This window comes from Kaistella polysaccharea, assembly GCF_020410745.1.
Taxonomy (GTDB): domain Bacteria; phylum Bacteroidota; class Bacteroidia; order Flavobacteriales; family Weeksellaceae; genus Kaistella; species Kaistella polysaccharea.
In genome coordinates this window covers 267711-290930 of sequence record NZ_CP084528.1, presented here as the reverse complement: position 1 = coordinate 290930, position 23220 = coordinate 267711, and the positions used below count along the sequence as shown (strand labels likewise).

The window sequence follows — 23220 nt, the reverse complement described above, 5'->3', positions numbered from 1 at the left end:
GCCTGCACAAAATCAAAAAAACATGCAGATTATTAAAGAATTTACATTTTCGACGGGGCGTTTCTACAAAGAAATTCAAAAAGAAGCTGCGAAAACTTCTCAAATCAGAAACTTCAAAATAATTCTACCGACCCCAATTGGTGAAGAGGAATTTACATTATTGGAATCAAATGTGGGAGAAAAGCGAGTGCCTGGATTCTACACATTTCGTGGCTCATCTGCAGACGGGCAGCGTACGATTTCATTATCTTTAAGACGCGACTCTATGAATGCCATAATGTTATATAATTCACAAACTTTTTATATTGAAGAAGTTGAAAACTCCAAAGATAAATATCAGCTTTATCTTCCGAAACCACTACAAAATCAGGAAAATGACTTTGTAAAATAATTTTCATTAAATTAAAACACTTTTTTATTGTAAAATATGACGAATTGCAATTTTACTTTAGACTAAAAATGTTCATTAACTAAACTTAACGAATATTCTATTTATTATAAATTTTCAGAAACACAAATATGATTACCAGACTTTCTTTTATTTTATTTATTTCCTCTTCGCTATTATTAATGAGCCAAGTTAAAAAAGATGATATTTTGGGTAAATGGATGGCTGTAGACAAAAGTGTAAGTGTAAATGTATACAGAGAAGGGAATTCTTACCAAGCCAAAATTTTATGGTTCGACAAAAGCCGTGGAAGCGGAAAGCCCATTCATGCAAGTATAGATTCGCATAATCCAAATCCGGAATTGCGGCATCGAAAAGTTATTGGAATGGAAATCCTCAGTAATTTAACTTTCAATCCCGAAAAGCAACGTTGGGAACACGGCAAAATTTATGATGCATCAAGCGGAAGAACTTGGGATGCCAATGTAGAAGTTAAAGATGGCAATCACCTCTGCGTCCGGGGATTCTGGAAATGGACGTGGATTGGAAAATCCTTATGTTTTACAAGAATTTAGTGTAATAGATCAGATGATAATTATTCTTTATTTCTGTCGATATTTAAAATAAGCCAAGAGCAATCCTATATTCACCAAAACTGCAAATGCGTTGGAAAGAATGATCGGCAGTTCGTCTTTCAAAATCCCATACCAAACCCAAAGCGAGAGACCTACAATCAGCACGGCGATCATCATCAACGAAAGATCTTCCACATTTTTTTCTTTTAATACTTTAATCAATTGAGGCAGCATGGCTACAGACGTAATCCCACCTGCAACTAGGCCTAAAATATTTTCATTCATGTTTAAGAGTAAAATACGAATTTAGGTAAATTTGGGGGAATGGGAATGAATAAAACTGCGTCTAAAACTGCAAACTTTTTTAAGAAATTAAAAAGCCTCAAACAAAAGTTTGAGGCTTTAATTAGATTTCAAGTTCTGAATATATCCATTTGGCGCTGCCCTTTACCTTTCCTACCATTCTTAACTTTTAAAGTGGTGTTCTTTGCAATGCATCCTGCTAAGTTGGGTATGTAAGTCTCCAATATAAGATGCCTACTGAAATAGTGTACTCATTGCAAATATATCAAATTTATCAAATTCCACTAGTTTTTAAAAAACTTATATTTTTTTTTAAGATAAACTTTGCCCAACAATTAACAGCTAAGAAGGCTGTAAATAAACAACACCGCTGACCTTTAAAGCACATTATAGAAAAGATGGGTGAGTTTACTTTTCCTGATTAAAAAAAGAGCTTTCATAAAATTCATGACAACCTTTTTGAAAATTTAATAAAAAAATGTAAAAATTAGAAAGTATTCAAAATCGAAAATATGCCCAGATCAATTAAGAATTACGTTGCAATTTATAATTTGCACAAAAAATTTTATAGCTTTTAAATAATAAAAGAATAAAAAATTTGAATCTAGACTCTCAAAAACTGATAGATGGGGAAGAAATGATAGCCAAGAAAGCGATAAAATTATGAAATTATTACAATACAAGTTATATGTTATAAATTAACAAAAATCTTGGTTATAGCGTAAGGTCCATCTGAAATTTTTAATGTGTAAATTATAAAAGGATTCACTAAGTTTACATAAAAAACCATGTTAGTTTTCCCAGTAAATTCAATTCCCCTAAAAGACGTCATCATTAGTTTGGCGGATTCCTTTGAGGTAAAACATCAACATCGGTGCGGCGAGTATTTTGTATCTATTCCCAAGCATATTGGGGAGGGGGAAATTAGAGGCATTAATTTTGAGAACGGTTTGGGTTTAATTATATATAAAGCAAAATTTAACGAGGACATTCGTCTGGAGTTTACTTTGGATGAAGTTCACCCGGTAAAGTTTGTGTATTCTCTTCACGGTTCGGTTTCTCATGAATTCGCAAACAATCCTAATAAGAATACAATAGACGAGTTTAGGTGTGCCATCGTCGCGAGCGAACGCAACAATGGTCACATTATTCAGTTTGAAAAGAATATTTTGCATGAAGTTGTAAGTGTAGAGATTGACCGCAGTGTTTTTAGTGCAAAAGAAAACTGCGAACTTGCCACCTGGACCTCAGAACTTAAAAATGTTATCACTGACGTGAAAGGAATCAACCAGTTTTATCACGTAGACAATTGTGGCATTTTTTATAAAAATATCTTACAGAATATCGATGATTACAAAGATTTGGTGATTGCTCGTAAGCTAAATCTCCAGGCGATTACTTTAGAAATGTTTGTGCAGCAAGTTGTTCAGTTTGATGACGATCGTTTAACATCAGAAGATCGCAGTATTCTTAGAATTCATGAACTGAAACGAGTTGAAGAAGCAGGAAATTATATCAGGGAAAACATCAATGGTGATCTCTCCGTAAAAAATATTTCACGCACTACAGCATTAAATCCTAATAAATTACAAATTGGATTTAAGTATTTGTTTTCTACGACCTTAAATGAGTATGTGACTAATATTCGACTCGAAGAGGCAAGAATACTTCTGCAAAATAACGAATATAATGTAAATGCTGTAGTCGCGGCAATTGGTTTGGAGAGCAGTAGTTATTTTTCTAAAATTTTTAAGAAAAAGTATGGCATTACGCCTAAACAATATAAAAAAGTGAATTCATAAGGGTCAATTTTTTATTAAATAATCGCTATCCAATTATTTTTTAGCCCAATAGATTGCTATTGGTGGTCAAATCAATTTTATTTGTAATTTTAATCATCATCAAAATACGGATCTTGATTTACAAAATACCTTCTGAATATTCTGAATTAGCAAACGCTGTAAAAGAAGAGATACCCCATGCCTTGAAAGAAGCATCTGAAACCGATTCAGCAAACTCGTTTCCTGAAAAGACTTTGCAAAATTTGAAAAATTCAAATCTACTTACTGCCTGTATTTCTTCTGATTTCGGGGGTAAAAATTTAGGCTTAAAGGTGGGATCTAATCACGCATTACTGATTATCTTAAAATTGATTGGGTCTGGCAATTTAGTTGTTGGGAGAATTATAGAAGGTCATTATAATGCCCAGTTTCTCATTGACCGATTCGGCACTTTGGAACAGAAGAAAAGATTCGCAAAGGACAGTTTAGAAGGACAGTTATTTGGCGTCTGGAACACACAGGCTGAAGATGGTGTTACCTTGAAATTTGAAAAAGGTCGATACTATTTAAACGGGTCGAAAACTTTTGCGACCGGCAGCGATTATGTGTTCCGGCCGATTGTTACGGCAACTCAAAAAAAAGGAACGTGGCAAATGTGCGTCGTCAACCTTGATGAAGTTGCTGCGCTAACTGAATCTGAATGGTGGAATCCCATGGGTATGAAAGCGACCCGAAGTTTTAAAGTGACTTTCAAAAACACTCCTGTTGCCGAAAATAATTTGTTAGGAAAAAATGGCGATTATTATAAACAGCCCATGTTTAGCGGCGGTTCAGTTCGTTTTTCGGCGGTTCAGTTAGGCGCCGCGGAAATTCTATTGGCAGAAACTATACTTTATCTGCAAAAATTGAAAAGAACCGAAGACCATTTCCAAAAAGTAAGAATCGGACAAATGAGAATTTTAATCAATTCAGGAAATCAATGGCTGAAATCGGCTGCAGATAATATGGATCTTTTTATGGGCGACCCTTCGGCTCAAAATTCTGCCTTACTATTAGATCAGAGCAATATGGTTAGAACTGCTATTGATGAAATTTGTACCGAAATAATGAAACTTTGTCAACAATGTATTGGCGCAAGAGGACTTAATAAACCTCATCATTTCGAGAGAATTATACGAGATTTAACAACCTATTTACGCCAGCCTGCACCTGATCATTGTTTATTGGAAGTCGGAAGATTTGCACTGGGAGATCAACCTCAGGAAAAACGTTCCTTAATAAAAACTTTAAAAAAATGGATCAATTTAAGATAGAAAATATTCCCTTAGCGCCAGAACATTGTGTCATGGGATTAGGCACAACCTTAATAGTAGCGCCACATGCAGATGATGAAAGTCTGGCTTGCGGTGGCGTTATTTCTTTATTGCGACAATACAATCAAGCCGTTTATATTCTGCTGCTCAGTGATGGAACGCTTTCTCATCCCAACAGCTTAGAATATCCGCCCGAAAAATTGAGAAATCTTCGGGAGAATGAATTGCTGACCGCTGCGCGAGCGTTAGGTGTTTCTGTTGAAAATGTTATTTTTTGCAGGTATAAAGATCGCCACGTACCAGGACTTCAAAACCCTGATTTTAACAAGGCCGTCTCGAATATGAATAAGATTATTAGTATTATCAGCCCTCAAAGTATTTTTGTGCCGTGGCGAAAAGACCCGCATCCTGATCATATTGCCGCTTCTGAACTAATGAAAAATTCAAATACAGGTGGTGCGATAATTTATGAATATTCGGTTTGGCTCGATCAAATAGGATCTGCCGAAGATTTCCCGTCTTCGGATGAAATCATTCCCTTTAAATTAGATATTTCCAGTGTCTTAGCTAAAAAGCAAACTGCCATTTCGTCTCACCAATCTCAGATTTCAGATTTGATTCAAGATGACCCAGACGGATTTAGGCTGTCTCCAGAAATGTTGGAACATTTTAAGAAACCCTACGAACTATTTTATATTTCAATATAATGGAAAAAAAAGAAACCCTAAAAGCTGAATATTTCGCTGATGTTTATGCCGCAAACGATGATCCCTGGAATTTCGAAACCAGTCCGTACGAAGATCAGAAATATAGCGCTACCCTACAGGCTTTACCTAAAAATCAGTATAGGAATGCTTTGGAAATCGGTTGTTCCATCGGTGTCCTAACCAAAATGCTGGCTGAGAAATGCCTCAATCTTTTAGCGACTGATATTTCAGAAAAGGCTTTAGATTCTGCAAAAATAAGATGTAAAGATTTAGAGAATGTGAACTTTCAATTACTCCATTTTCCTGATGAACTTCCCAATGATCAATTTAATTTAATTCTGATTTCAGAAGTTGCGTACTATTTATCAGCAGAAGACTGGAAAAAAGCCATTCATAAAATATTCGACCTGTTGCCAGCTAAAGGCGAAATCGTTCTGGTTCATTGGCTTCCAATTGTTCTTGATTATCCACAGACTGGCGATGAGGTACATGATACTTTTGAAAAAGAAATGGAATCGAAAATGGAAAACGTATTTAAAACCAGAACAGATCAGTACCGGATTGATGTCTGGCGAAAATTTTAAAGAATTTATTTTGTAGAGTTGCTTTTAAATTTGTGATCGCTTCATCAATGTCAACAGGTTGAAATTGCTCTCTCCACGTATGTTCGTTTAAATGCTTAATTTCTTGAAACCATTCACCGAAATAATTGCTGGTAGTGAAATTTGCTAGGAGATTCTCATCAAATTTGATTTGATTATCGAAGGTTTTCAACTCATGCTCGACTACAATATTTTCTGAATTTCGTAGGTGCCACAAGTCTTTCAGGTGTTTTTTGATTTTCAATCTATATAAGATCGATTCGCTGGACTCCACTAAAAATTGGTCTTTTTGATTATCGATATTCTTCCAGATGTTCAACTGGTGTGATAATCCAATATCCGTTCTACCAATACATCTCGCAGAAGTTTTGACGATGACGTTATTGCTATGTCGCACCTTTGCATCAACAGCCAGTAAGCGATCATAAAAAGCGCAATCTTCCAAATGTTTAACCACGGGAATGCCGCCAGACTTATGGTAACACTCACTAGTTACAGCAAAACTTCCATTGAAATGCTGATGATGGCAACCTTTTCGGTGATCAAAATTTTCTAAAACTTCCGCTTCTACTTCTGCAACCAGAAGTTGATATTCTTCATCTTTTTGATGAAAAAAGACAATACCGTTATCCAAGCATTGAAACTCCTCTTCCTTCAGTAAAATTCTGCCGCCAACTGCCTCAGCTCCGTTTCTTATTTCTGCACTATTTTGTGCGATCCAATCCTGCGAAACTATCGTGTCACCATCCGTTGTTAAAATTAGACCACTGCAATTAATACTTAATCTGGTATACGCTACATCCATCAAAGTTTTGCGTACAAAACCAATATTCGCTTGCTCAGCTTCAAGAGCAACTTCCTCTAAATGAAGATTTATTTTTTTATTTTTTAGCTTAAACTTCTTGATCAAATCAACGGTGCCATCTGAACAATTATTAGCTAGAACCAAAACTTCGTAGAGATCATAATTTATTTTATTTCCAGCTAAATCTACCTGATCTTTAAGTGATTTCAGTAAATCTTCAATATAGGTTTCTTCATCCTTTACAGGAATTACGATCGTTACTTTTGTTGAAGGCAACATGGGAGCATTCGAAAATAATTTTGTCTGATAATCTGTATGCATGGATATGTTGGTATTGATTTGAAAGAGCGACGTAAAATTGATCTCGCAGTAATTCTATTGGAGTTAAATTTTAAAAATCTTAATTTAACTAGACATTGTCATTGAAAAGTGCAGGTCGAGTGATTGAACATTTTTGATAATGTTTTAACAAAAAATTTTCTGCATAACATATAACTTTAAATCCATCGATATTAAAGTGTTTATGGTTGTATAATCCTTTAGATTTTCCTTGTGAACCCGCCTTTTTATCTGTAGTTTCCATAATTATGCATTATCATATTTAGGTCTTCCCAAATGCAAATAGAATTCCAATATGAAGATATTTTACTCTCAAAAATATCAAATTCGCATTTATTATTTAAAGTAAATACTTTTTACTTGCATAATCGGCCTATAAATTGATATAAATTTATTTGCATCTTTAATAATTGTTTTAGGGGCATTTTTCTTTTGATTAAATTCTAATTTTGTCCTATTATAAAGAATTTAAGATATGAAATTACTAAAAAATACTGATTTCCACTCTCAATATGACATGATAGTTTTTTGTCATTTGAGATGGGATTTTGTGTATCAGCGTCCACAGCATCTAATCACTAGAATGTCTAAGAATTTTAAAATTTTAGTAGTCGAAGAGCCTATAGGGAATGTAGATAATAATGATTTAGTAGGCCTAGCAGTTAGCGAATCGATTCATATTTTAAAACCCACTGTTGATCACATGCAAGAGTTGGGAATCTTCCTAAAGAAAATAATAAAATACCAGGCTTTGCAAGTAGGATGGTTTTATTCGGCCGCATTTATAGATGTTTTAAATTATTTAGACTTTGGTGTTATTGTATACGATTGTATGGATGAACTTTCCCTTTTTAAAGGCGCATCATCTGAATTAATCGAGCAGGAAAAATATTTATTATCCGCCGCCGACGTGGTTTATACGGGAGGCAAATCTCTTTATGAAGCAAAAAAAGAAAGACATCATAACGTGTATTGCTTTCCCAGTTCGGTCGATCAGGATCACTTTGACCAAAAAGGCGAAATTGCCAAACTTCCAGCGGATTTAGAGTTAATACCAAAACCCATTGTTGGATATTACGGCGTAATAGATGAACGTATCGATCTTGATTTGTTAGAAATGAGCGCTTTAAAAATGCCTGATGTTTCTTTCGTAATGATCGGTCCTATCTGTAAAATTGGTGAAGAGGATCTTCCGAAAGCGAAGAATATTTTTTATCTGGGAATGAAGAAGTACGAAGAACTTCCAACATACCTTAATGTCTTCGATTTTGCTATGATGCCTTTTGCCTTAAATGATTCTACGAAATTTATCAGTCCAACTAAGACTTTAGAATATATGTGTGCGGGGAAACCTATCATTTCCACGAAAATTAAAGATGTTGTTAGGGATTACAGTGATTGTATCAATTTGATTGAAAATGAGGAAGATTTCCATAATGCAGTACTGAATCCTAAAAAGGATTTTAAACATTTATATAATCAAATTTTAGAACAGACTTCTTGGGATATTACTGCCTCAAAAATGACTAACATAATAAAAGAAATAGCATGACGGAATTTGATATTTTAATAATAGGTGCCGGAATTTCTGGTGCTGTACTTGCAGAACGATACGCATCTGCTGGAAAACAAGTTCTCATCATTGAAAAGAGAGATCATATTGCGGGAAACTGTTTCGATTATTATGATCAAAATGGAATATTAACCTCAAGATATGGAGCTCACCTGTTTCACACCAACGACGAGGGAGTTTGGGATTATGTGAATCAGTTTGCGGATTGGTACACGTGGGAACATAAAGTTATTGCTAAAGTTGATGAGCATTTGGTCCCCATTCCGGTCAACATTACTACGGTCAATATATTATTTAAGGAACAAATCTCCTCAGAGAAAGAAATGCAGGAATGGTTATGTAAGAACAGAATTAAATATGATCAACCTAAAAATGGTGAAGAAGCAGTTTTAAACAGAGTTGGTGAGGTTTTATATGATAAAATGTTTAAACATTATACAAAAAAACAGTGGGACAAATATCCGGCTGAACTTCACGCATCAGTTTTGGAGCGTATTCCCGTAAGAGACAATTATGATGATCGTTACTTCTCTGACATTCATCAAGCATTACCTAAAGGTGGATATACTAAAATGTTCCAAAATATCTTAGATCATCCCAATATTACGGTCTTGCTTAATACTGACTATTTTGAAGTTAAAGACCAAATATCAGGATATGAGAAACTATTCTACACCGGACCAATCGACCGCTTCTTTACATTTAATAAAAATCTCACGGAGAAATTAGAATATCGCTCCATTAATTTTGTTAGAGAAGACATCGATCAGGAATATTTTCAAGAAAATTCTGTGGTTAATTATCCTGGAAAAGAAGTCAAGTACACACGAATCGTAGAATATAAGCATTTCGGAAATCAGAAATCACCAACAACCAGTATCGTCAAAGAATTTACGGTAGATCATGGTGAACCTTATTACCCTGTGCCGAACCAAAAAAATGAGGAAATATATGCCAAATATAAAAATGAAGCCGATCAATTGCTTGATGTTCATTTTGTAGGAAGATTGGCGAACTATAAATACTTCAACATGGATCAGGCTTTTAGAAATGCTTTAGATCTTTTTGAAACTTTAGAATTAAAAATTCCTAAAGAATATTATCGTGCAAAATCCATTTAGTTCTTTTTTCTTAGGCGGTTTTGAATGTGCTGACCACATCAATCGTTCTGGTGAGCGGATTAATCTTTTGGAAACTACGCAACATCATTTAAGGGCAGAAGAAGATTATCAACTTTTAATAGATATAGGAATATTTTCAGTGAGAGAAGGTATCTGTTGGAGTTCCGTAGAAGTAAGTCCTGGTCAATTTGATTTCAGCGAGGTATTAGATAGAATAGAGATCGCAGAAAAATTAGGGATTCAGCAGGTTTGGGATCTAATTCATTTCGGATATCCTGCTGACTTGTTTCCAACACATCCGAAATTCGGCGAACGTTTTACCAAATTGTGCTCAGCATTTGTAAAATTTTACAAAAAAAATACAACACAAAGACTTTTGATTGTCCCTGTAAATGAAATCAGTTTTCTGTCATGGTTTTCCGGTGACGCAAGAGGAACAGTTCCCTTCCTTGAAAAAAGCGGTTGGGATATTAAATATCATCTCTGTAAAGCAGCGATCCTCGGTATTAAAGTCATCAAAGAAGAAGATCCTACTGCAGTGATCATTTTAGTGGAACCTTTGGTAAAAGTTCACCAAAATGAGAAAATATCTGACGAAAAACTTTTTAAAATTAACGAATACCAGTTTGAGGCTGCCGATATGATTACGGGCAGAATTTGTCCGGAATTGGGCGGGAGTAATGATTTATTTGATATCCTAGGAGTCAATTATTACTGGAACTGTCAATGGATCGAAGGTGGAGAAACTATTTACTGGCCCGATTCCGCCCAAGCAAGAGTGCCACTAAGAAAACTATTATTTGGTGCTTTTCTACGATATGAGAAACCCATCTTTATTTCAGAAACCGGTCATTTCGGAGAAGGGCGTGTAGAATGGCTGCAGGAAATTGCAGCAGAATGTCAAGCTGTGATGAAAGCAGGGATTCCGTTTTGGGGAGTTTGCATTTATCCCGTAACAGACCGACCGAATTGGGATGACCTTTCTGAATACAGCAATTGCGGTATTTTCGATCTCGATGAGGAAGGCAATCGAATACCTCACTTCGAATATATCTTAGAACTAAAAATTCAACAACTTAATTTTAAAGATGCATCAATTAAATTAGCCTAATACAATCATCTATATAGAAACAACATTATCTAAAAAAGTAGGCATTGCGTTTAGTGCCTTTGATCTTCTGCACGCAGGAAATATTCGCATGTTAGCAGAAGCAAAAGAGCAATGTGATTATCTTATTGTAGGATTGCAGACTGATCCAAATATAGACCGACCAGAAAAAAACAAACCCACCCAAACTATTGTTGAACGCTATATCCAACTGCAGGGTTGCAAATATGTAGACGAGATAATTCCCTACACGACTGAAACCGATTTAGAAGATATTCTAAAACTGTATAATATTGATGTCAGAATAATAGGAGTGGAATATCAGTACAAAGAATTTACGGGAAAGAAATTTTGCCTGTCTAAAAATATCCAGCTGTATTATAATGAGCGCCACCATCGCTTTTCCAGTAGCAATCTTCGTAAAGAAGTTTTTGCAATTGAATGCTTTTCCTCTGCCAAAAAGAAGCATCCTACTCGATGAAATATGATGAGGTGAACGAAGTGGAGCGCGAAACATGAGCCGTGGGGGCCGTTGCCGCTTGGCGCTTTTGGACAGGAGGTATTATTTAAAATCTTACAAGAACCCTTTAACTATCGTGATTTTTATTCGTTTTTTATAAGCATTCGTGTTCTGTGTTTATGGAAGTGTAAAGTATTGTCATACGCAACATGAATTGCAAGGAAAACCACCGGACAATTGAGATGTCTAGCTACAAGGTTCACGTCAATGTTTCGAATTTTTTCAAAATTCACAGAGCGAGAATTTTTCCAAAAAATTATACTTGTTGAGCATAAAAAAGAGCTGTCACACAATAAGTGACAGCTCTATTGAAAATTTGATGAAAAAATTAACTAATCAATTTGGGAATTCGATTGTATTTCAGATAAAGGAATTGGCAAGTAGGCATGCGTTGCAGAATTAAAATTTGTTCTACCCGCTGCTTTCATTGCTTGATCCAACATTCCCCATCTTCTTAAATCAAAAAACCGTACAGATTCAAGTGTCAACTCCATTGTTCGTTCATGAATGATCTGCTTTTTAACATCGGCTTGAGAAGTAACCTTAATTGCAGGCATAAATCCATGAATTTTTCTCACCTGATTGATGTATGGAATGGCCTGAGCTGTAGCACCCGTTTCATTTAGCGCTTCAGCATACATTAGAAGGACATCAGCATAGCGCATTAGCACAACATTTACTCCAACATAGCTATTATTGCTAACATAGTTAGGTAACCATTTTCTAAAATATGCAGCGTTCTCATTGGTATTTCCATAAGTTTCATTCATTAAGACATCCCAAGTACTACCTTGCATTTCTTTAGTGGAAGTATTATTGTAGAAGGGGTCTCTAAAGTACAATGAACCATAGAGTCGGTTATCATACAAACCATTGCTAGCTATCATGCCTTCCCCTTTCATTTCGTTAACTACACCCGGGCTTGCAGCGATGCCTCCCCACCCTCCTATAGACCAATCGCCCACAAATGCATGTAATATTGTGGCATTCCAAGAGGTGGCATCACTGGTTTTAAATTGAAGTTCAAAAATAGACTCTTTATTATTTTCATTTTCGCCGTTAAACAAACTGGAAAAATTCGGCTCTAAAGCATAGTTACCAGCAGATCCATCTACAATAGAGCTGAAAGCCATTTTTGCATTATTAAAATCACTGCTTTCTGCCGATGTTGCGTCTCCAGCTTTATACATAAAAGCTTTTCCTAAATATGCCAATGCTGCTCCTTTGGTAGCCCGTCCCGGATCAGTTTCGGAAACAGTTTTTAAATTTTCAGCAGCATGTTTAAAGTCACTGATAATAATGCTCCACGCGTCAGGGCGCGAGGATAAACCTTTATCCAAAGTTTCATTTGTTATCAATTCATCTCTGATGATAATTTTTTCATAAAGCGTTAAAAGTTTAAAATGATAATAGGCTCTTAAAAACGTAGCTTCAGCAATAATCTGTTTTTTTTCAGCGTCTGATATTTGATCAGAAGTCATTTCTCCTACCTTTGCAATGACTTGATTGGCAAAGTTGAGACCTTTGTAATTAGTAGTCCATAAAACATCTACAAAGGTATGTCCATTGGTATAATTGAAATTGAATATCGACATCCAATGTGCGTAATTGCTGGCATCTGGACCAGGTAAAGCATAGTCTGATCTAAAATATTCTATTACCGGTCTTCCTTCCTGCCAACCATCCCAGAAATTACTTCTTGACTCTAATTCTGAATAGGCTGCGACCAAACCTGACTGTGCATCTGCGGCGTTTCGCCAGAAATTACTAGAGGTTAACTGATCTGGTGATTTCTGTACTAAATAATCATCGTCACGGCAGGAAATCAGAGAAACTGTTAAAAAAGCAGCCACAACTATTTTGTTTAGATATTTCATTTTTTTTCGTTTTTATTAATAATTTAAAATGCTAACTGAACACCTAAAATCACTGACTTATATTTTGGATATAAATTATTATCAATCCCTCTGGATAAAACATTTCCACCTACTTCGGGATCTAACCCACTGTAATTGGTAAAAGTAAAGAGATTTTGTCCTGTGACATAAAGTCTAAATTTTGATATTTTTAAGGCTTCTAATACCGAACCTGTTAGGGAATATCCAAGCTGAATAGTTTTTATTCTCAAATAATCGCCATCCTCCAAAAATCTGGTAGACGCCCTGCTATTTCTATTCGGATCACCTAATACTGCTCTTGGTATATTTGTATTGGTATTAGTGGGTGTCCAGGCATTTTCGGCTTCCACTCTGAAATTTCTACCTGTATCCAGACTTAAAAGTCTAAAGTCATTACCATTGTAGATTTTGTTGCCTCCTACACCTTGAAAAAAGACACTGACATCAAAATTTTTATAATCTGCAGATAAACTCAAGCTATATTCAAATTTAGGAATCGCTGTGCCTTGATAAGTATCATCTTCGGAATCAATTTTACCGTCTTTATTCTGATCTACAAATCTGATATCTCCGGGCGAGGCGTTTGGCTGTGCTTTATGAGAATCGATTTCTGCCTGGTTTTGAAAAATACCGTCTGCGACTGGCAGAAAATAGGCCCCTGGCTCGTAACCAACTTGAGTTTGGTTTACAAAATGATCTGATCCAAACAATAGTCCTATTCCATATAATTTTTGTCCCGCATTACTCAATTTTGTGACTTCGCTATTTACGGTTGTGAATGTAGCAAATGCCGAATAATTAACTTTATGATCCTTATTAGTATAACCTAATTCAAATTCTAACCCTTTATTTTCAAATTCTCCAACATTTACAATCGGATTATTTACACCACTTGAAGGAGGAACTTCTTTGGTTATCAGCAAATCTGCGGTAGTGGTTTTATAATAATTTACAGAACCTTTTAGCTTATTTTTTAAAGTTGTAAAATCAGCTCCGAAATTAGAAGAAGTATTTGTCTCCCACTTCAGATCATCATTTTGTAAATCACGTGCAATACTGCCTAAATAGGAAGTTTGTGGATTCCCAAAAACGTAGCCTCCCGTATCTTGATCTTTACCACGAGAGATAAGTGCCACATAATCATAGTAGCCTAAGGCACTATCATTACCTGCTTGGCCCCAACTGTAACGCAGTTTTAAAAAATTAAATAAATTTTGATTCTGCATAAATGCTTCATCCGTTACCTTCCAGCCTAAAGCAAATGATGGAAAAACACCATACTGATTATTTATGCCGAATTTTGAACTTCCATCCCTACGAACGCTGGCTTGTAGCAAATAGCGATCGTTAAAAGCATAATTTAATCTACCAAACTGAGATACTAACGCGTAATTTGCGTTGGTGCCTTCAGCAGAATATGTTCCATCCGAGAATGCATTGAGGGTTTGAAAACTTGGATCCAAAATAGTTGCAGGTACCTTATTGCCTTCAGCATCTATTTTATACCCTTCTGCCTGAATGTAGGTCTCCTTAAATGGTTCAGAAATTCTTTGGTAACCCGCCAATAAATTAAAAGAATGCTTACTGAGGTCAAACTTGTAATTCAGGGTATATTCTTGATTAAATCTTCTGAATTCACTACTGTATTCCGATATAAATGCATACTCATTTTGAGGATTATCATCAATATCACGTACTTTATAAGCAGGATGAAAAGCGAACGTGTAAGTATCTCTATTGGCCAGCGCAAAATTGGCGTTGGCGTCCAAACCTTTTGTAATATTATAACTCAGCCCTACATTTCCTAGAAAATATTTCAACTTTGTTGAGCCTTTAATCAGAGCATCCTCACCTACGGGATTTCTATGATCAGGCAAGTCTCCATTTCTGTAACCAAATCCGGAAGGTTTGGTAGGATCATATACAGGAATCAACGGTGATATAAAGTAAGTTTCTCGCAAAGAAAATTTGTAATCTTCCCGTTTCGTTTCACTGTAGTTTAGAGTAGTATTTATCTTTAATTTTCCTTTGGTGATTCCCATATTGGCATTAATGCCTTTTTTTGTAAAACCAGATCCTATAAGAATACCCAATTCGTCGGCATAACTGCCCGCCACACTATAATTTATATTATCAGAGGCACCACTAACCCTTACATTCATTAGATTTAATTGTCCATTTCTATGGGTTTGATCGTACCAATTTGTATTTACATTGGGCGGATTTAGAATATACTGCGGTAAAGCTTCTCCTGCATTCTCATACATTTGTCTATGCACAGAAAGGTAGCCATTAGCATCCAATAGTTTCATTTTCTGCCGTGCAGTATTGAAACTTATAGAATTATCAATCTCTATTTTTGCCTCACCTCTTTTACCTTTTTTGGTTGTAATGATAATAACACCATTAGCCGCCCTTGTCCCATAAATAGCACCTGAAGCTGCATCTTTTAAGACTTCAATAGATGCAATATCATTAGAATTAATAAAATAAGGATCAGCCTGCACACCATCTATAATATACAACGGCTGATTGTTTCCAAAACTGCCAATACCTCTAATGGTAATATCAGCTGCCGCTCCCGGGCTTCCAGAGGAAGAAGTAACGGTAACTCCGGCAACTCTACCCTGCAACGCATCAACAGGATTCGTAGTGACAACCTTATTAAGGTCTTCACTTTTTACCGAACTGATGGCTCCAGTAACATCACTTTTCTTTTGAGTTCCATAGCCTACCAGTACAATCTCATCCAAATCCTGAGATTTACCTTCTAAATTGACGTCTATGATGCTAAGACCATTAACGGGCACTTCTTGACTTACATATCCCAGATATCTGAAGATTAAAACAGATTTGTCATTTGGAATTTTGATAGTATAAGCTCCATCACTATCTGTCTTTGTAGATGTACTTTCTTCACCTTTAACAGCAACAGTAACATCGGGCAAACCTGACATGCCATTAGCACGTACAGTACCGGAAATTTGTTTGGTTTGGGCTTGAAAAGCACTTAATAACCCAACTAAAACAAATATCGCAACCAGAAGTGGCAGTTTGGTGCTAAGTTGCTTAATAACTTCGCTAATTTTTAAATTCATAATACGGATTTTACTAATTACATTTAATTACAACAATTGTTCATACGAACGTTTAGCGAATTTAAAATGAAAAATTGGATTGAACATACCAGTCCCTACTAGTTTGTCAATTCAGCAGTTAATTCTATACATTTGTGCTTATGAGTATTATAAGTATCGATAATAGTGCAGGTTCTCCAAAATATAAACAGATTATCTCATCTATTGAAAATGCTATACTTACTGGAATTTATAAGCGCGGAGATAAACTGCCCTCAATTAATAGTATCAGAAATCGGTTTTCAATCTCCAGAGATACCGTTTTATTAGCTTACAATGATTTGAAATTACGGGGTATTATTCAGTCTGTTCCGGGGAAAGGATATTACGTGAAAAGTGAAAATATCAGTACCGTTAAAAAAATCTTTTTATTATTTGATGAACTAAATGCTTTCAAAGAAGATCTTTATAATTCATTTTTAAATAATTTGGATGAAGGCGTACAAGTGGATATTTTCTTTCATCATTTTAATTACTCTGTTTTCAGTAAATTATTATATGACAACATGGGAATTTATAATGCTTATATCATAATGCCCGCAAATCTTAAGGATACTCATTCGGTTATAGATAAGCTGCCACAAGACCGCGTTTACATTCTTGACCAAATGCATAAAGAATTGCGAAAATACCCAGCCATCTATCAGAACTTTGAAAAAGATATATACAAAGCATTGAGTGAGGGACTTCATTTGATGAAATCCTATCAAAAAATGATTTTACTGTTTGAATCTGATAAACAGCCTTTAGGGATGTTAGCAGGCTTTCAAAAGTTTTGTTTAGAACATGATATTAAACATGAAATAATTGGAACCTTGAAAGATTATGTGCCGAATAAAGGGGACGTCTATTTAATTCCAGATGACCGGAACCTTATCAAAATAATTAAAAAATTTAAGGAGCTAGACTTGGTTTTAATTGAAGATGTTGGCATTATTTCTTATAATGACACCTTACTAAAAGAAATAGTTGAAGGTGGAATTACAACTATTTCCACAGATTTTAATAAAATGGGTGAGCGATTGGCAGAAATGGTGATGGGAAATGAAAATTTAAAAATAGAGAATCCTAATTATTTAATAGTTAGAAAATCGATCTAAAAAACCTAAAAGTGTTTAAAGTTAATAAAATAAAGAATTTCGAAAATCTTTTACAGGAAATAGAGCTTGTAAATGAGACTCAACACACTTCTGCGAAGATCAATTTGAATGCTGGTGGAAGTTTACAAGAGTTAATTTTTAACGGAATTACAATAATAAGTGATCTTGAATCATCTGGCTATTCTGATATATATGCGTCAGCGATATTATTTCCTTTTGCAAATAGGATCAAACTTGGAAAATACACTTTCAAGGAAAAGCAATTTAATTTAGAAAAAAATGATGGCAATAATGCATTGCACGGACTTGTTTACAATAAGATTTTCCACTTTGTGGAATCGGAAGAATCAGAATCTTACGCCTCTGTCACAATTGCCTATCAGGAAAAAGATATTGTCAGCGGATTTCCTTTTAAGTTTTCAATTTTCTTAACTTATACACTTACCACCGAAGGAATTAATTTAAAGGTAGATGTAAAAAATGAAGATAATAAGGCCTTTCCTTTTAATTTGGGTTGGCATCCTTATTTTTTTAGTAGTAATTTGAAAGAGAGCAATCTGGAAATGGACAGCACCACAAAGCTAATTTTTGATTTGGAAATGATTGCTACCGGAGTTGAAGATAGTGTTGTTAAAAAACCTTTCTCTATAGGCGAACGTTACTTTGATGATTGTTTTAAATTGAATAAAAGCAGTATCATCTTTAAAACACCAGTATATTTTGTGAAGTTAAGTTCTGATTCCGAAGACAATTATTTGCAAATCCATACCCCAAATATTAAAAATATTCTTGCGATTGAACCTATTACGGGTCCCGCAAATAGTTTTAATAATAAAATAGACCTGCAGATATTAGAGCCTGGAAAAACCTATAGTGTGAAATGGAACATTGAAATACAAGCTTATGACTAATAAAATGAAAGCACTTACTTTGGTTTTGGGCCTACTAATTTGCAGTTGCACACCAGCACAATTTACCAGAGATACGACGATTTTTCCTTATCTTGAATACAGTAAAAATATTCTGGATTACCAAGTCAGCCCTAAAAGTGATGTTGACAAATCAGGTTTAATGTTTTCAGATCAGGGTGCGTGGTTTGCTTATGGTCTACATAAAAACGCAAATGAGGGATTGGGATTTTCCGGACCTTTTTTAATGACGCAGCAGAATGGCGTTTGGCTAACCTCCTCTTTAATGAATGCTTCCGTAAAAGTCAATGGCAAGTTTCAATCTCTAAAATACGACAACAAGAAAAGTTATTCCAGTCATTTAGAGATGGACGCATACGGGAATCATATTCACGTAAACGAAACCTTGGTGTTTAAAAACGGAAATACTGCTTTAGTTCAAACCATCGTAAAAAATATTGGAAATAAAACAATTAATTTAGAACTACTTTGGGGCAATTCATCTGTTTTAATTGATGGAATCTCGTTTTCACAAAATGATGAAACCATCAAAATAAATTCTACAAAATCCAACGCCAACGGCTATATCACCTTCCCAAAAGATACTCAGGTTGAATTAGTGAATGATTTACAGTATAAAGCAAAACACAATTTTAAACTTAAACCACAGGAAACCAAAGAGATTGTAGTAGCGCAGACTTTTATATTTCCAGAATATTCTTGGGAAGAGGAAAGGAAAAGCATCAATAAAGTCGATTTTGACTCAATTTTGAAAGCTCGAAAGCAAGAAAAAGATCAGCAGCTTAAGAAGCTAATCGAAAATAGAAAACCCCAATTTAAAAATGAGAAATATGCTGAAGTTTTGGCAAAAGCGCACTTGACGATGCAGAATAATTGGCGTATTGCAGCCGGCGAAATTATGCACGAAGGCCTGTTTCCAAGCTATCATTACGAGTGGTTTAATGGATTTTGGTCTTGGGATTCGTGGAAGCACGCGGTTGGTCTGTCTTATTATGACCTAAATTTGGCAAAAAATCAAATGAGAGCCATGTTTGATTTTCAAAGTGAAGATGGTTTTATCGTAGATTGTATTTTCCGAGACACTACTATTGAGATGCCAAATTACCGCGATACCAAACCGCCACTTTCAGCGTGGGCCGTATCCAAAATTTATGAGCAGGATCAAGATATCGAATTTGTAAAGGAGTTCTACCCCAAACTAAAAAAGTATCACGAATGGTGGTATGAAAAACGTGACCATGACAAAGATGGCTTATGCGAATACGGTTCTACAGATGGCACCCTGATCGCGGCAAAATGGGAAAGCGGAATGGACAACGCCATTCGTTTTGACAATTCTAAAATTCTAAAAAATAGTGAAGGCGCCTACTCTCTTGATCAAGAAAGTGTAGATTTAAATGCTTATTTATTTGCGGAAAAAATATTTTTAAGCCGATTGGCTAAAATTATAAATAATCTCGACGATGCCAATCAATATACCTCTGAAGCTAAACTATTGAAAGTGAAAATTCAAAACCAATTCTATGATCCAGAAGATGGATGGTTTTATGACACTTCTCTTGATGGAAAGAAATTTATCAAAGGTGAAGGAAGTGAAGGCTGGACCGCACTTTGGGCGAATGCAGCTACACAGGAACAAGCAATTGCAGTGAAGAATAAATTAATGGATCCAAAAAAATTCTATACTAAAGTGCCGTTTCAAACGATGAGTGCTGACCATGAAAAATTTAATCCTCTCGAAGGCTATTGGAGAGGTCCAAATTGGCTGGATCAGGCTTATTTTGCGGTTAGAGGTTTGCGCAATTATGGCTTTGATACGGAAGCGGATAAGGCCACTGTGCAGATTATTGAGGGCGCGCAAGGAATATTGGGGAAAGGACTTCCTATCCGCGAAAATTATCATCCATTAACGGGCGAAGGCCTGAATGCAAAAAATTTCAGTTGGAGCGCTGCACATCTTATCATGTTGTTAGAAAATAATTAAATGACGTACAAGAACTTAAAAATATCAACCCAGGAAGCCGAAGCAATTTTACTAAAGCTGTATAATTTAAAAGGTGAAGCAAAAGAATTACCTGGCGAAGTCGACTTTAATTTTAAGATTAAAGTTGGAAAATCGACGGATTTTATACTGAAAATTTCGCGTCCGGATGAAAGCGAAAATTATCTTGATTTTCAACAGAAATTATTACAATTTGTTGAAACTAAAAATCCAAACTTAATAGCGCCGAGAATTATAAAAGATCGACTTGGCAATAGTATTTCAAAAATTAGTGATGAGAATTTACAGAGTCGTAACGTGCGATTATTAAGTTGGGTTCCTGGTCGTATTTGGAGTGATGTAAATCCACAGTTAGATGATTTACGGTTTAGTTTGGGCCAACAGTGTGGCTCATTAACAGAAGCTTTGCAGGGCTTTGATCATCCAGAAGCACATCGGGAATTTTTATGGGATATCGCGCAATCTCTGTGGACAAAAGCGCACGTTAATCTTTTCCAAAAGGAGGAAAAAGAAATCATTATATATTTCCAAAACAACTTCGAAGAATCCCAGGAAACCTTTGAATATTTAAGAAAAGCGGTTGTTCATAATGATGCGAACGATAATAATATAATTGTCTCCTCAGATTTGATTAATCCTAAAGTTGAAGCGGTTATAGATTATGGAGATGCGATACACACGCAAATTATCAATGACGTCGCCGTAGCTTGCGCATATGCAATCATGGATCATAATGACCCATTAGAAGCTGCTCTACCGATTATTAAAGGCTATCATTCTGCTTTTCCGTTACAAGAAGGTGAACTTTTACATTTATACGATGCCATTGCTATGAGATTGGTTATTTCGGTTACAAAATCTGCATTAAATAAAGAAAAAGAGCCTGATAATACCTATTTATTAATAAGCGAAAAACAAGCTTGGGAAGTGCTTAAAAAATGGCGTCACATCAATTCAGATTTTGCCTATTTTAGTTTTAGAAATGTCTGCAATTTTGAAGCTCATCCTAATTCTTCAGCTTTTAAAGTTTGGGCAGATAAACAGGTTTTTACTTTTGCGGACCTTTTTCCTTCTTTGCAGAAAGAACACGTTTATAAACTGGATTTAAGTGTATCAAGTTTGTGGCTTGGGCATCAAGAGGAGTTTAATGATTTAGATGTATTCCAGTTCAAAATAGATCAACTTCAAAAGAAAGTTCCAAATCAGTTAATTGCTGGCGGCTATTTAGAGCCACGTGCCATTTATACCTCGACATCCTATGATAAAATAGGGAATTCTGGTAGAGAAAGTAGAACCATCCATCTTGGTGTTGACTTTTGGGCACCCAGCTTAACTCCTGTTCACAGTTTATTAGGTGGTGAAGTGGTGGTTTCTGTAAATAATGCTGCATACAAAGAATATGGAGGCTTGGTGATTTTAAAACATCAGGTTGAAAATTTTATATTTTATACGCTGTACGGCCACTTATCTGCAGCGAGTGCAAGAATGCATAAAATCGGTAATTACGTAGATAAAGGCGAAAAAATTGGAGAATTGGGAACCTCAAATGAAAACGGAAATTGGGTGCCCCACCTTCATTTTCAGATGATGTTGTCGCTTTTAGATTATGATAATGATTTTCCGGGTGTTGCGTATCATAATCAATTAGAAGTATGGCGAAGTATTTGTCCCGATCCAAATTTTATGTTCAAATCAGAACACCTAAAAACAGGAATGACAAAATCTAATGCTGAGTTGATCACGTACCGAAAACATCATTTAGGCAAAAGTTTAAGTCTTCAATATAATAAACCGATCAAAATGGTTCGTGGTGCTGGCCAGTATCTTATGGATACTTACGGGAAAAAGTATTTGGATACTGTAAATAATGTGGCACATGTTGGCCACGAAAATTACAATGTAGTAAAAGCCGGTCAGCAACAAATGGCATTGATCAACACCAATTCGCGCTACCTGCATGATAATATTAATCAACTTGCTGCAGAGCTTTTGGAAACCTTACCGCTAGAATTGAGTGTAATGCATTTTGTTAATTCTGGAAGTGAAGCCAATGAACTGGCTATTCGAATGGTAAAAGCTGCAACTGGCCAACGTGATATTATCGCAAGTGAAGTGGGCTATCATGGCAATAGCAATATGTGTATCGACATCAGCTCTTACAAATTTGATGGAAAAGGCGGAAAAGGTGCGCCCGAACACACCCATATTTTCCCATTACCAGATGCCTTTAGAGGAAAATATCGAGGAGAGAATGCAGCAGATTTGTATGCTGGAGAAGTTCAAAATCAGATTGAATTGATTCATGCCAAAGGAAGAGGCGTGGGTGCATTAATTTTAGAACCGATTATTAGTTGTGGTGGACAGGTTGAATTGCCAGATGGATTTTTGACCAAAGCATATCAATATGTTAGAGCAGCGGGAGGCCTTTGTATTTCAGATGAAGTTCAAACAGGTTGCGGAAGAATGGGCAGTAAATTCTGGGGATTTCAGCTTCATGATGTGATCCCAGATATTGTAACAATTGGTAAACCGTTGGGTAACGGACATCCCATTGCAGCAGTTGCATGTACGCTGGAAGTGGCAGAAAAATTTGCCAATGGTATGGAATATTTTAACACTTTCGGCGGAAATCCTGTTTCTTGTGCTATTGGAACAGAAGTGATTCGAACTGTAAAGCGGGAAAAATTGCAAGAAAATGCACAAAAAATCGGTACCTATTTAAAAGAGGAACTGAAAAGTTTGGCTCAAGATTATCCGATTATTGGTGATGTACGCGGGCAAGGTTTATTTTTAGGTATTGAACTGGTGGATAAAAATATGAACCCACTGGCAGCGCAAACTGAATATTTGGCTGATAGAATGAAAGACCATGGCATCTTAATGAGCACAGATGGTCCAGATCATAACGTTTTAAAAATAAAACCTCCTTTAGTATTTAACCTGGAAAATGCCTCTCAACTTATATTTTATTTACGAAAAATTTTCGCCGAAGATTTTATGCAACTTTAAATTATAGATA

18 protein-coding genes are annotated in these 23220 nt (G+C 35.6%); 14 read left to right on the top strand and 4 right to left on the bottom strand.

Going from position 1 to position 23220, the window contains the following annotated elements:
- The first annotated feature begins 22 nt into the window (after positions 1-22).
- Together LC814_RS01280 and LC814_RS01275 are read left to right on the top strand one after the other, a co-directional pair.
- The gene (locus LC814_RS01280) at positions 23-391 is read left to right on the top strand and encodes a hypothetical protein (RefSeq protein ID WP_226064543.1); all 369 of its coding nucleotides are present in this window, start codon (positions 23-25) and stop codon (positions 389-391) included.
- A 128-nt stretch (positions 392-519) separates the two neighbouring features.
- On the top strand, positions 520-963 hold the full coding sequence (locus LC814_RS01275) for a DUF2147 domain-containing protein (protein WP_226064542.1): 444 nt from the start codon (positions 520-522) through the stop codon (positions 961-963).
- A gap of 27 nt (positions 964-990) precedes the next feature.
- Here the strand turns inward: LC814_RS01275 and LC814_RS01270 are convergent, their stop codons facing one another.
- The gene (locus LC814_RS01270; protein ID WP_226064541.1) at positions 991-1248 is read right to left on the bottom strand and encodes an SWEET family sugar transporter; all 258 of its coding nucleotides are present in this window, start codon (positions 1246-1248) and stop codon (positions 991-993) included.
- An 806-nt stretch (positions 1249-2054) separates the two neighbouring features.
- On the opposite strand from LC814_RS01270, the gene LC814_RS01265 reads away from it, so the two are divergent.
- The 4 genes from LC814_RS01265 to LC814_RS01250 all read left to right on the top strand — a co-directional run bounded on the left by LC814_RS01265 (position 2055) and on the right by LC814_RS01250 (position 5651).
- A complete protein-coding gene (locus LC814_RS01265) occupies positions 2055-3068 on the top strand; it encodes a helix-turn-helix domain-containing protein (protein ID WP_226064540.1) in 1014 nt (337 codons plus the stop codon).
- A gap of 113 nt (positions 3069-3181) precedes the next feature.
- Positions 3182-4360 (top strand): acyl-CoA dehydrogenase family protein, encoded by a 1179-nt coding sequence (locus LC814_RS01260; protein WP_226064539.1) that lies wholly within the window; start codon positions 3182-3184, stop codon positions 4358-4360.
- Positions 4342-5067: a PIG-L deacetylase family protein gene (locus LC814_RS01255; RefSeq protein WP_226064538.1), complete on the top strand. Its 726-nt coding sequence runs from the start codon at positions 4342-4344 to the stop codon at positions 5065-5067. The genes LC814_RS01260 and LC814_RS01255 overlap by 19 nt, the downstream gene beginning before the upstream one ends.
- A complete protein-coding gene (locus tag LC814_RS01250; protein ID WP_226064537.1) occupies positions 5067-5651 on the top strand; it encodes a class I SAM-dependent DNA methyltransferase in 585 nt (194 codons plus the stop codon). Before LC814_RS01255 ends, LC814_RS01250 begins: the two co-directional genes overlap by 1 nt.
- Here the strand turns inward: LC814_RS01250 and LC814_RS01245 are convergent.
- Positions 5602-6795: a glycosyltransferase family 2 protein gene (locus LC814_RS01245; RefSeq protein WP_226064536.1), complete on the bottom strand. Its 1194-nt coding sequence runs from the start codon at positions 6793-6795 to the stop codon at positions 5602-5604. The genes LC814_RS01250 and LC814_RS01245 overlap by 50 nt on opposite strands.
- A 601-nt stretch (positions 6796-7396) precedes the next feature.
- On the opposite strand from LC814_RS01245, the gene LC814_RS01240 reads away from it, so the two are divergent.
- Genes LC814_RS01240 through LC814_RS01225 form a run of 4 tightly spaced genes read left to right on the top strand, consistent with a single transcriptional unit; the run spans position 7397 to position 11096 of the window.
- Positions 7397-8365, top strand: a complete 969-nt coding sequence (locus LC814_RS01240; protein ID WP_226064535.1) for a glycosyltransferase — start codon at positions 7397-7399, stop codon at positions 8363-8365.
- Positions 8362-9507 carry a UDP-galactopyranose mutase gene (gene glf, locus LC814_RS01235; RefSeq protein WP_226064534.1) on the top strand — a complete coding sequence of 382 codons (1146 nt, stop codon included), beginning with the start codon at positions 8362-8364 and terminating at the stop codon, positions 9505-9507. The genes LC814_RS01240 and glf overlap by 4 nt, the downstream gene beginning before the upstream one ends.
- A complete protein-coding gene (locus LC814_RS01230) occupies positions 9491-10618 on the top strand; it encodes a hypothetical protein (protein WP_226064533.1) in 1128 nt (375 codons plus the stop codon). The genes glf and LC814_RS01230 overlap by 17 nt, the downstream gene beginning before the upstream one ends.
- Positions 10619-10631: 13 nt before the next feature.
- Positions 10632-11096 (top strand): adenylyltransferase/cytidyltransferase family protein, encoded by a 465-nt coding sequence (locus LC814_RS01225; protein WP_226065845.1) that lies wholly within the window; start codon positions 10632-10634, stop codon positions 11094-11096.
- A 371-nt stretch (positions 11097-11467) separates the two neighbouring features.
- Here LC814_RS01225 and LC814_RS01220 read toward each other — a convergent pair whose 3' ends face one another.
- Together LC814_RS01220 and LC814_RS01215 are read right to left on the bottom strand one after the other, a co-directional pair.
- A complete protein-coding gene (locus LC814_RS01220) occupies positions 11468-13012 on the bottom strand; it encodes a RagB/SusD family nutrient uptake outer membrane protein (RefSeq protein WP_226064532.1) in 1545 nt (514 codons plus the stop codon).
- Between the two features lie 23 nt (positions 13013-13035).
- Positions 13036-16131, bottom strand: a complete 3096-nt coding sequence (locus LC814_RS01215; RefSeq protein ID WP_226064531.1) for a SusC/RagA family TonB-linked outer membrane protein — start codon at positions 16129-16131, stop codon at positions 13036-13038.
- 140 nt (positions 16132-16271) lie between these two features.
- On the opposite strand from LC814_RS01215, the gene LC814_RS01210 reads away from it, so the two are divergent.
- Genes LC814_RS01210 through LC814_RS01195 form a run of 4 tightly spaced genes read left to right on the top strand, consistent with a single transcriptional unit; the run spans position 16272 to position 23210 of the window.
- Positions 16272-17270 (top strand): GntR family transcriptional regulator, encoded by a 999-nt coding sequence (locus LC814_RS01210; protein ID WP_226064530.1) that lies wholly within the window; start codon positions 16272-16274, stop codon positions 17268-17270.
- A gap of 11 nt (positions 17271-17281) precedes the next feature.
- Positions 17282-18181: an aldose 1-epimerase gene (locus LC814_RS01205; protein WP_226064529.1), complete on the top strand. Its 900-nt coding sequence runs from the start codon at positions 17282-17284 to the stop codon at positions 18179-18181.
- Positions 18174-20183 carry an MGH1-like glycoside hydrolase domain-containing protein gene (locus LC814_RS01200; RefSeq protein ID WP_226064528.1) on the top strand — a complete coding sequence of 670 codons (2010 nt, stop codon included), beginning with the start codon at positions 18174-18176 and terminating at the stop codon, positions 20181-20183. The genes LC814_RS01205 and LC814_RS01200 overlap by 8 nt, the downstream gene beginning before the upstream one ends.
- Positions 20184-23210, top strand: a complete 3027-nt coding sequence (locus LC814_RS01195) for an aminotransferase class III-fold pyridoxal phosphate-dependent enzyme (RefSeq protein WP_226064527.1) — start codon at positions 20184-20186, stop codon at positions 23208-23210.
- Positions 23211-23220 lie beyond the last annotated feature (10 nt).

Excerpts from the sequence above, each read along its gene's own strand:
- LC814_RS01280 (WP_226064543.1), top strand. The coding sequence starts at position 23 with ATGCAGATTATTAAAGAATTTACATTTTCGACGGGGCGTTTCTACAAA.
- LC814_RS01275 (WP_226064542.1), top strand. The coding sequence starts at position 520 with ATGATTACCAGACTTTCTTTTATTTTATTTATTTCCTCTTCGCTATTA.
- LC814_RS01270 (WP_226064541.1), bottom strand. The coding sequence starts at position 1,248 with ATGAATGAAAATATTTTAGGCCTAGTTGCAGGTGGGATTACGTCTGTA.
- LC814_RS01265 (WP_226064540.1), top strand. The coding sequence starts at position 2,055 with ATGTTAGTTTTCCCAGTAAATTCAATTCCCCTAAAAGACGTCATCATT.
- LC814_RS01255 (WP_226064538.1), top strand. The coding sequence starts at position 4,342 with ATGGATCAATTTAAGATAGAAAATATTCCCTTAGCGCCAGAACATTGT.
- LC814_RS01250 (WP_226064537.1), top strand. The coding sequence starts at position 5,067 with ATGGAAAAAAAAGAAACCCTAAAAGCTGAATATTTCGCTGATGTTTAT.
- LC814_RS01245 (WP_226064536.1), bottom strand. The coding sequence starts at position 6,795 with ATGCATACAGATTATCAGACAAAATTATTTTCGAATGCTCCCATGTTG.
- LC814_RS01240 (WP_226064535.1), top strand. The coding sequence starts at position 7,397 with ATGTCTAAGAATTTTAAAATTTTAGTAGTCGAAGAGCCTATAGGGAAT.
- glf (WP_226064534.1), top strand. The coding sequence starts at position 8,362 with ATGACGGAATTTGATATTTTAATAATAGGTGCCGGAATTTCTGGTGCT.
- LC814_RS01220 (WP_226064532.1), bottom strand. The coding sequence starts at position 13,012 with ATGAAATATCTAAACAAAATAGTTGTGGCTGCTTTTTTAACAGTTTCT.
- LC814_RS01215 (WP_226064531.1), bottom strand. The coding sequence starts at position 16,131 with ATGAATTTAAAAATTAGCGAAGTTATTAAGCAACTTAGCACCAAACTG.
- LC814_RS01210 (WP_226064530.1), top strand. The coding sequence starts at position 16,272 with ATGAGTATTATAAGTATCGATAATAGTGCAGGTTCTCCAAAATATAAA.
- LC814_RS01200 (WP_226064528.1), top strand. The coding sequence starts at position 18,174 with ATGACTAATAAAATGAAAGCACTTACTTTGGTTTTGGGCCTACTAATT.
- LC814_RS01195 (WP_226064527.1), top strand. The coding sequence starts at position 20,184 with ATGACGTACAAGAACTTAAAAATATCAACCCAGGAAGCCGAAGCAATT.